The 8,386-nt window shown below is 66.3% G+C and carries 7 protein-coding genes; 3 read left to right on the top strand and 4 right to left on the bottom strand.

Annotation, left to right across the window (positions count from 1 at the left end; translation table 11 throughout):
* Positions 1 to 51: 51 nt before the first annotated feature.
* Both VI056_10205 and VI056_10200 read right to left on the bottom strand, forming a co-directional pair.
* Positions 52 to 726, bottom strand: a complete 675-nt coding sequence (locus tag VI056_10205; protein HEY6203405.1) for a GGDEF domain-containing protein — start codon at positions 724 to 726, stop codon at positions 52 to 54.
* A gap of 81 nt (positions 727 to 807) precedes the next feature.
* Entirely contained in the window at positions 808 to 1,257 is a 450-nt protein-coding gene (locus VI056_10200; GenBank protein ID HEY6203404.1) for a hypothetical protein, read from the bottom strand.
* Positions 1,258 to 1,529: 272 nt separating this feature from the next.
* Between VI056_10200 and ileS the strand changes: the two genes are divergently transcribed.
* A complete protein-coding gene (ileS, locus tag VI056_10195; protein ID HEY6203403.1) occupies positions 1,530 to 4,682 on the top strand; it encodes an isoleucine--tRNA ligase in 3,153 nt (1,050 codons plus the stop codon).
* Between the two features lie 27 nt (positions 4,683 to 4,709).
* Here the strand turns inward: ileS and VI056_10190 are convergent, their stop codons facing one another.
* Together VI056_10190 and VI056_10185 are read right to left on the bottom strand one after the other, a co-directional pair.
* Positions 4,710 to 5,909 carry an SHOCT domain-containing protein gene (locus VI056_10190; GenBank protein HEY6203402.1) on the bottom strand — a complete coding sequence of 400 codons (1,200 nt, stop codon included), beginning with the start codon at positions 5,907 to 5,909 and terminating at the stop codon, positions 4,710 to 4,712.
* Between the two features lie 29 nt (positions 5,910 to 5,938).
* On the bottom strand, positions 5,939 to 6,532 hold the full coding sequence (locus VI056_10185) for a helix-turn-helix domain-containing protein (protein HEY6203401.1): 594 nt from the start codon (positions 6,530 to 6,532) through the stop codon (positions 5,939 to 5,941).
* 73 nt (positions 6,533 to 6,605) lie between these two features.
* Here VI056_10185 and VI056_10180 point away from each other — a divergent pair, with 73 nt between their 5' ends.
* On the top strand, positions 6,606 to 7,625 hold the full coding sequence (locus tag VI056_10180; GenBank protein HEY6203400.1) for an ACP S-malonyltransferase: 1,020 nt from the start codon (positions 6,606 to 6,608) through the stop codon (positions 7,623 to 7,625).
* Positions 7,622 to 8,386, top strand: a 765-nt coding sequence (locus VI056_10175) for a beta-ketoacyl synthase N-terminal-like domain-containing protein (GenBank protein HEY6203399.1), incomplete at its 3' end; no start/stop codon positions are given. The genes VI056_10180 and VI056_10175, both read left to right, overlap by 4 nt.

Raw genomic sequence — 8,386 nt, 5'->3', positions numbered from 1 at the left:
CGTCTCGCGACGCGCGTCGGCTGGAAGCTCCATCGATGCCGAGGCTAAGCCTCAGGAGCGTTCGTGCTTGCGCAGCAGATCATCCAGCGCCTCGCGCAGGAGGGCGGCCTCCTTCTTCTTCTGGCGTTCAGCGAGACCCTTGAGCCGGCCGAGCTGCGCCGCGGAGTAGTAGGAGGACTTGAGGACCATGTCGTCACTCGGGGTCAGGCCGACGGCGTCGCCGCCCTGCTCCTTCGCGGCGAGCAGCGCGAGATCGGCTTTGCGCATCAGCTCCTCCGCGCTCGCGGGGCCGCGCATCTTCGTGTCGCGTGGGGTGTTGGCGACGCCGATGCTGATCGTGCAGGTCTGTCCTCGCGGGACGACCTTTGAGAGCGCGGCGTCGAGCTCCTGCCGAAGCTGCTCGGCGCGGAGGAAGACCGGTTCGAGCGTCGTGCCCGGCGCGAGGAGAGCGAACTCGTCGCCGCCGATACGGCCGAGCGTCCAGCCCTCTTTGGAAGCGGCCTTCGAGAGCGCCGCGATCGCGGTCCCGATCGCCTTGTCGCCCGCTTCGCGACCGGCGTTCTCGTTGAGCACGAGCAGACCGTCGAGATCGAGGTGCATCAGCGTTGCGGTCGGCTCGCGCTTGAGCGCCGCGATGACCGCGCCTTCGAACGCGGGCCGCGACAGACATCCGATCGCGTCGGCCCGGAAACGGACGTCCTTCACCTGGTCAGTTCGTTTGGCCACTCCACACCTCCGCTCTACGCTAGAGGTATATCGGTGTTGCATATATAGGTCAAGTGTCATGATGGCTCCATCGGCGGCGCTCTACTCGTCGATGAATCCGCGATATTCCTCGCGACGCGTTGCCTTCCGAAGGAACGCCAGAAGCCACGGCACGCCGATGAATAGACACCACAAGAACGCCGCTCCGCCGCTGAAGGCGCGAGCGGCCGCGAGCCCACCCACAGCAAATTGCCGCGCGACGCCTGAAAGGAGCAGCGCCGTCCAGCCACCGACCCATGTCACTACGGCGCCCTGTAGCAGCCCCGGTTGCCACTTGCGAACGAGTCCGAATTCCAGCTGAACGAGCATCGCGGCGGCGTACAGCGATGCCACGATCGGAAAGAACATCAGTCCCGGCATCCCGTCGTGGATCGTGTCCGGGCTTTCCGGCACAAACAAAGCTGCGATCCCGATCAGTCCGTAGCCGGCGACCAGGAACGTCCCTACAAGAGCGGGTGCGTGGTCAAGCCAACTACGGCCCGGATTGCTCACATCGAAAGCCTGCGCGTGACCATGTCACAAGTCGGTCTCTGACAAGACGCCGCAGTAGGTAGACTCAGTCGTAAAGGCGTTGAGGGGCGATCCACCCCGATGCCGCTGGAAGAAAGCCGCAAGGTGACTAGACCCGGCCGGAGAGCCACTCCGTTAGCAAAGCGAAGAGTGGGCGCGCAGGCGCGCCAACTCGGGTGGTACCACGGCAGCGCCGTCCCGGGAGCGGGACGGCTTTTTTGCGAGCAAAAGCCAGGCTGGTGAAAGGGGCGGACGTGGCGACGACGAACGAGAAGACGCGGTTCGGCCCGGTCGGGTCGTCGTTCGACCTGCCAGAGCTTGAGCACGGCGTGCTTGAGCTGTGGGAGCGCGAGGCGAGCTTCGAGGCGCTGAAGAAGAAGAACGCCGGCGGACCGCGGTTCTCTTTCATCGACGGTCCGATCACCGCCAACGTCGAAGCCATGGGCGTCCATCACGCGTGGGGACGCACCTATAAGGATCTCTACCAGCGGTACAAGGCGATGCAGGGCCACGAGCTCCGCTGGCAGAGCGGCTTCGACTGCCAGGGTCTCTGGGTCGAGGTGCAGGTCGAGCGCGAGCTGAACCTCAACAGCAAGCGCGACATCGAGTCCTACGGCATCGGTCGCTTCTCCCGCGCGTGCCGCGCGCGCGTGGACCGCTCAGCGGCGGTCATCACCAAGCACGACATCCGGCTCGGGCGGTGGATGAACTGGGACGACTCCTATTACACGTACTCGGACAACAACATCTCGCACATCTGGCACGTCCTGAAGCTGTGCCACGAGAAGGGCTGGCTCTACAAGGGGCATCGGGCGATGCCCTGGTGCGCGCGCTGCGGCACGGCCCTGTCCGAGCACGAGATGACCGGGTCATACAAAGAGATGACCCACACCTCCTTATACGTGCGCTTCCCGATCGAGGGCCGCGTTGGTGAGTCCTTTCTCGCCTGGACGACCACACCATGGACGCTTCCCGCGAACGTCGCGCTCGCCGTGCATCCGGAGCTCGATTACGCACGCGTGCGTGTCCGGGCGGACGGAGCGGCGGCGCCAGAGATCTTGATCCTGTCGGCGGCCGTCTTCCGGCAGACGAAGTGGCACGCCGCCGAACTGCTGGAGACGTTCAAGGGCAAGACCCTGCTCGGCCTGAAGTACTCCGGTCCGTTCGACGATCTGCCGATCGGCGGGCAGACAAAGCCGGGTCACCGCGTGATCCCGTGGGACGAGGTCGGCGAGGCGGAGGGCACCGGCATCGTTCACATCGCGCCCGGCTGCGGCGCCGAGGACTTCGCTCTGTCCAAAACCGAGAAGCTCCCGGTGGTCGTGCCGATCGACGAGGGCGCGCGCTTCAACAAGGGCTTCGGGTGGCTCGAGGGCAAGGAAGCCCGTGATGCCGCGCACGAGATCGCCGCCGACCTCAAGGCACGTGGCCGGCTGTTCCGTGAGCTGCCGTACACGCACTCCTATCCGATCTGCTGGCGGTGCAAGGAGGAGATCGTCTTCCGCGTCGACGACGAGTGGTTCATCTCGATGGAGCAGATGCGGCCGCTGATGAAGGAGGCCGCGTCGAAGGTGCGCTGGCTGCCCCCGTTCATCGGCCAGCGCATGCAGAACTGGCTCGACAACATGGGCGACTGGAACATCAGCCGCAAGCGTTACTGGGGCCTGCCGCTCCCGTTTTACACCTGCGCGAAGGGGCACTTCTTCGTACTCGGCAGCGAAGAGGAGCTGAAGGAACGTGCAGTTCGCGGACTCGACAAGCTGGAGGAGCTCCATCGTCCGTGGATCGATGAGGTCGTGGTCGCCTGTCCCGTGTGCAAGTCGGAAAGCGAGCGCGTGAAGGAGGTCGGCGACTGCTGGCTCGACGCGGGGATCGTTCCGTTCTCGACGCTTCGCTGGTGGGATGACCGCGCGTACTGGGAGAAGTGGTATCCGGCGGACTTCATCACGGAGAACCTCGAGCAAGTCCGGCTCTGGTACTACTCGCAGCTGTTCTTCAGCGTCGTCCTCACCGGACGCGCGCCGTACGAGGTGTGCCTGTCGAATGAGTTCGTGTACGACGAGAACGGCGAGGAGTTCCACAAGACGGGCGACAACTTCATCGACTTCCCGCAAGCCGCGGAGCGCGCGGGCGCAGACGTCGTTCGCTGGTACTACGCGCGCCACGACGTCGCGGAGAAGGTCCTCTTTGGGTACAACGTCCTGAGCGAGGTCAAGCGGAAGCTCCTCGTTCTCTGGAACACGTATTCGTTCTTCGTGACGTACGCGAACCTGGACGCCTTCGATCCCAACGAGGCGCAGGTGCCGCTGCACGAGCGCCCGCTCATCGATCGCTGGCTCCTGTCATCGCTGGAGCGGCTGATCCGCGACAGCCGAGCCGCGCTGGATCAGTACGACTCGCAAACGGCCGCGCTGCGGATGGAATCCTTCTGGGACGATCTATCGACCTGGTATGTCCGGCGGAACCGGGCACGGTTCTGGAAGACAGAGTCGCGGCGCGATTCTCTCGCTGCCTATCAAACGTTGTATGAGGCGCTCACGACGCTCGCACGGTTGTTCGCTCCGATCATGCCGTTCCTCTCCGAGTCGCTTTACCAGAACCTCGTCCGTCACGCGGTACGCGGCGCACCGGACTCGGTCCACCTGACGCCGTATCCCGAGGTGCGCGCCGAGCGGATCGATGAGGACCTCGAGCGGCGCATGCGCGCCGCGATGCGCGTCGTCTCTCTCGGTCGCACCGCGCGGTCATCCGCGAAGACCAAGGTGCGTACGCCGCTGCCCAAGCTGATCGCGGTCTTCGATCCGAACGACCGCGACCGTGGGGCGCTGGACGGACAGGAAGAGCTCGCGTCGATCATCCGCGACGAGCTCAACGTGAAGGCATTCGAAGTACGTGACGACGCCAAGGGGCTGGTGCGCGAGACGGTGAAGCCGGAGCTGAAGGCGCTTGGTCCAAAACTCGGCAAAGACCTGCCTCGAGTACGTCAGGCGCTCGCGGAGGGGCGGTTCACCACAAGCGACGGCAACACCCTCGTCGAGGGCTTCACCCTCTCCCCCAGCGAGGTGCTCGTGAGTCACGAGGGCACGCCTGGACACGCGGTCGGCCGCGAGGCCGGAGCGATCGCGGCGCTCGTGACCGACATCACGCCGGAGCTCGAAGCCGAGGGACTGGCGCGGGAGATCGCGCATCACGTGAACACCCTGCGAAAGGAAGCCGCCCTCGACATCGCCGACCGCATCACGCTGCGCTACGAGGGCGCGCTGAGTGAGGCGGTCGAACGCTTCCGTGACTTCCTCGCCGGCGAGGTGCTGGCAACGGATCTGAAGCGCGGCGTGATCGGCCGGGGGCACCAATGGGATGGTGAGCTCAACGGAGTCAAGGGCAGGCTCGAGATAGAGCGAACATAGTCCGCGGGCTCGCGCCGGACGAAGCTCCTAGATCCCCAGGATCTGCCGCTTCTTCGCGCTGAACTCCTCATCCGTGAGGACGCCGTGGCGGTGCAACTCCGCGAGCCTCATGAGGTCGTCGAGACCGGTCGCCAATGCCTCGGTCGCATCCGTCTTAGTGGGCTTGAGGCGACCATCGACCGTCGTCTGCAGTGAGTTCTTGATCGGCGTGAAGACCGTCGCGAGCACGAACAGCGTCATCACGATCGCCAGGTCGGAGCTCTGACCGGTGATGGCGACGAACAGCCGTTGGAAGAGTGCCAGCGCGGCGGTATAGAGGCCGGCCAGCACCGCGGTGAGCAACCCGTAGACGAGGGTGCGGTTGATGATCACGTCGATCTCGTAAAGGCGATAGCGCAGAATCGCGATGCCCACCGCGGCCGGAAGCGCCGTGACAGCCGCAACGGTCAGGAGCAGGCTCACGTCCTGCATCTCCGGGACGAGGCCGTGCAGCAGGTCGCTCAGGAAACCGAGGACGACGATGACGCCGGCAAAGACGAACCAGCGGATCTGGAGTCGCTCCTCCGGGCCCGCTCGGCGCATCCGCTCGAACAAGGCCAGCGACGTCACGACGATGAGCAGGGCGAAGACGATGTTCGTCGCGACGTCGACGAACTCGAACAGGTCGTCCCAGCCCTCGATACCGAGCGGATTTCGCACGAGGGCGAAGCCCGCGTACGAGCGGGGCCTGAACATCGTGGCGAGGACCGCGACGACAACGAGCGCGCCCGCTGCCCACGCGATCGGACGCCAGCGACGCGAAGGGAGCTGGCCGTCCGGAAAGAGCAGCGGCAGAAAGAGCGCGATGACCGCTGTCCCGGGCATGGAGATCCAGAAGCCGAGCCATGCCATCAACTGACCGAGCGGCAGCCCTCGGTGCTCAGCGCTGATCGCCACGATCGCGTAGGCCTGCGCGAACAACGCCGCCGCGAAGCTGAGGGCCGTCCCGCAGAACATCCAGCCGATGGGATGCCGTTGATGCCGGCCGACGATGAGCGCTCCGATCACGGCGAACCACAACATCGCGAAGAACACCCAGACGTCGGCGAGCTCGATCGAGGCGGCTTCGGAGAAGAAGCGAAAACCGACGATCACGAGCACCACGTAGAGGCCCACAAGCGACCACGCGATGGCCGAGGCGCGACTGCGCGGCTTCCTCGTGCGAGTCGCCGTTGCGACGCCTGCCACGGTCAGAGACTAATCAGGCGCCCAAGCGCTCACAGCACCGCGCTGCGCAGCGCGGCCGCGACAAGACGTGGTGCGCGACGCCGTGCCGGACCCGTGAGCGCCGTGCGCCACGTCGGGTACGAGAGCAGCGCGTGCGCGAGTGCGATGGCGTCGCCGGCGCGGACGCGGAGCGCGCCCCGACGTGCGAGGTCGTTCATCGTCCGTGTGATGAGCGCAAGCCGCACGTTGTCGAGATCGCGTAGCGGCGCCGCCACTGCGCGTGGCAGCGCGCCGTCGACGAGGGTCTCGAGCAGCACCGATTCGACGCGGTACTCGCGGTCGTGCAGCGCGACGAGCTCGTTCAATATCGAGTCGGGCACGTCAGACCTGGGTCGCCAGCGCTCGACTCGTGCGATCTGCGCCGTGGCGCGACGTCGCAGCGCTTGCTCCACGAGCCGCTCCTTCGATAGGGCGTGCAGGTAGAGCGTGCGTGGCGCGACGTGCGCGCGCCGCGCGACGTCGGTCATGCGGAGGGCGTGGTAGCCGCGACGGGCGACCTCGCGGAGCGCGGCGCTCTCGATCGCCGCGCTCGTACGCGCGACTTTGCGCGCGCGTTCGCGCTGTACATACGTACGAGAATTCACTGCAGTAGCACTGTAACGAATCGTAAAGAACGTGCTCGACGCAGAGAGGCTCCGCTGGTACGCTTCAGTTCTCTTGACCGCTCTCGCGTTCGTTTTTCCTGGGCAAGGCTCTCAGACCGTCGGCATGGGCCGCGACGTGTACGAGACCTCCGCCGCCGCGCGCGCGATCTTCGAAGAGGCCGACCGCGTGCTCGGATACAAGCTCTCCGAGGTCTGTTTCGACGGGCCGGCTGACCGTCTGAACGAGACGACCGTGGCGCAACCAGCGATCCTCGCGACCAGCATCGCGTTGTTCGAGGCGATGGTGGAGTCGGTGACGCATAAGGTCGGGCGTCGCGTGACGGACGGCAGCGAGCCGCGTGGCGTGATGGCGCTGCCGGAGCACATGCGCCCGGCGTTCGTCGCGGGACATTCGCTCGGTGAGTTCACGGCACTCGTGATCGCGGGCGTGCTGCCTTTCTCCGACGCGCTGCGACTCGTCGCGGAGCGCGGCAAGCTCGCCTCCACGCGGGGCGCGCGCGGAGCGATGGCCGCGATCGTCGGCCTGTCCGCCGCAGACGTCGAGCGTGTGATCGCTGAGACCGTTGAACCGGGCCGCGTGGTCGTCGCGAACGACAACGGTCCAAAACAGGTCACGATCGCCGGTGACGATGCGGGCATTCGCGCGGTGACAGCTGCGCTCGAGAAGGGCGGCGCGAGGAAGATCGTCCCCTTGCGGATCTCGGCGCCGTTCCATTTTCCGGACATGGGTCGCATCGGCCCCGACCTCCGCGCCTTCATGCAGACGCTGCGCTTCCGCGAGCCGGTCGTCCCGATCGTCGCGAACGTGAGCGCGCTTCCGCATCCGAACGGCGCTGCGATCCAGGAGGCGCTCGTACGCCACCTGTCGAATCGCGTCGAGTGGCTCAAGTCGGTTCGCTACATGGTCGAGCGCGGCACGTCAACGTTCGTCGAGATCGGCGCCGGTCAGGTCGTGAACGGACTGGTCAAGCGCATCGCCGACGTGAAGCTCGTCAACGTGTCCGACACCGGATCGCTCGCCGGCGCGCTCCGCACCCTGAGCGATCGCGCGCACCAAGTCATATCGCGGTGACCCGACGGGTCGTCGTCACCGGCATGGGCACGGTGACGCCCCTGGGTCTGGACGTCGAGACGACTTGGGACGCCCTCACCAGCGGCCGCAGCGGTCTGGCACGGATCACCCGTTTCGATCCTTCGCCGTACGGAACGCAGATCGCCGGCGAGGTCAAAGACTTCGACGCGAGCGTCTACATGGATCGGAAGGACGTGAGACGCACGGATCGGTTCACGCACTACGCGGTCGCCGCCGCGAGCCAGGCGCTGAGAGACGCGAAGCTCGATAAGATCGCGGATCCAGAGCGGATCGGCACGGCGATCGCGACCGGAGTGGGCGGCCTGGAAACGCTCATCGACGGCATCCTGTTGATGGAGCGGCGCGGCCCAGCGCGTCTGTCGCCGTTCCTCGTGCCGATGTTGATGGCGAACGCTGCGTCGGCGCAGGTCTCGATGCAGTTCGGCCTGAAGGGACCCAGCCTGACCCACGTGTCCGCGTGCGCCTCGAGCTCCCACGCGATCGGCGAGGGCGGGGACATCATCCGCCGCGGCCAGGCCGACGTGATGGTCGTTGGCGGATCCGAGGCGGCCGTGCTCGCCATCGGGATCGCGGCGTTCTCGGCCATGCACGCGACCAGTCGCCGCAACGACGACCCCGAGGCGGCCTCGCGTCCGTTCGACAAGGACCGCGACGGCTTCGTGCTCTCCGAAGGCGCCGCGGTGGTGGTGCTGGAGGAGCTGGGTCACGCCCGGGCCCGCGGCGCGCGGATCTACGGCGAG

It is taken from the genome of Candidatus Limnocylindria bacterium, from assembly GCA_036523395.1.
In the GTDB taxonomy this organism is placed as follows: Bacteria; Chloroflexota; Limnocylindria; order P2-11E; family P2-11E; genus CF-39.
Note: the sequence above shows the minus strand (reverse complement) of the source record. Positions and strands in the feature narration are given on the sequence as shown.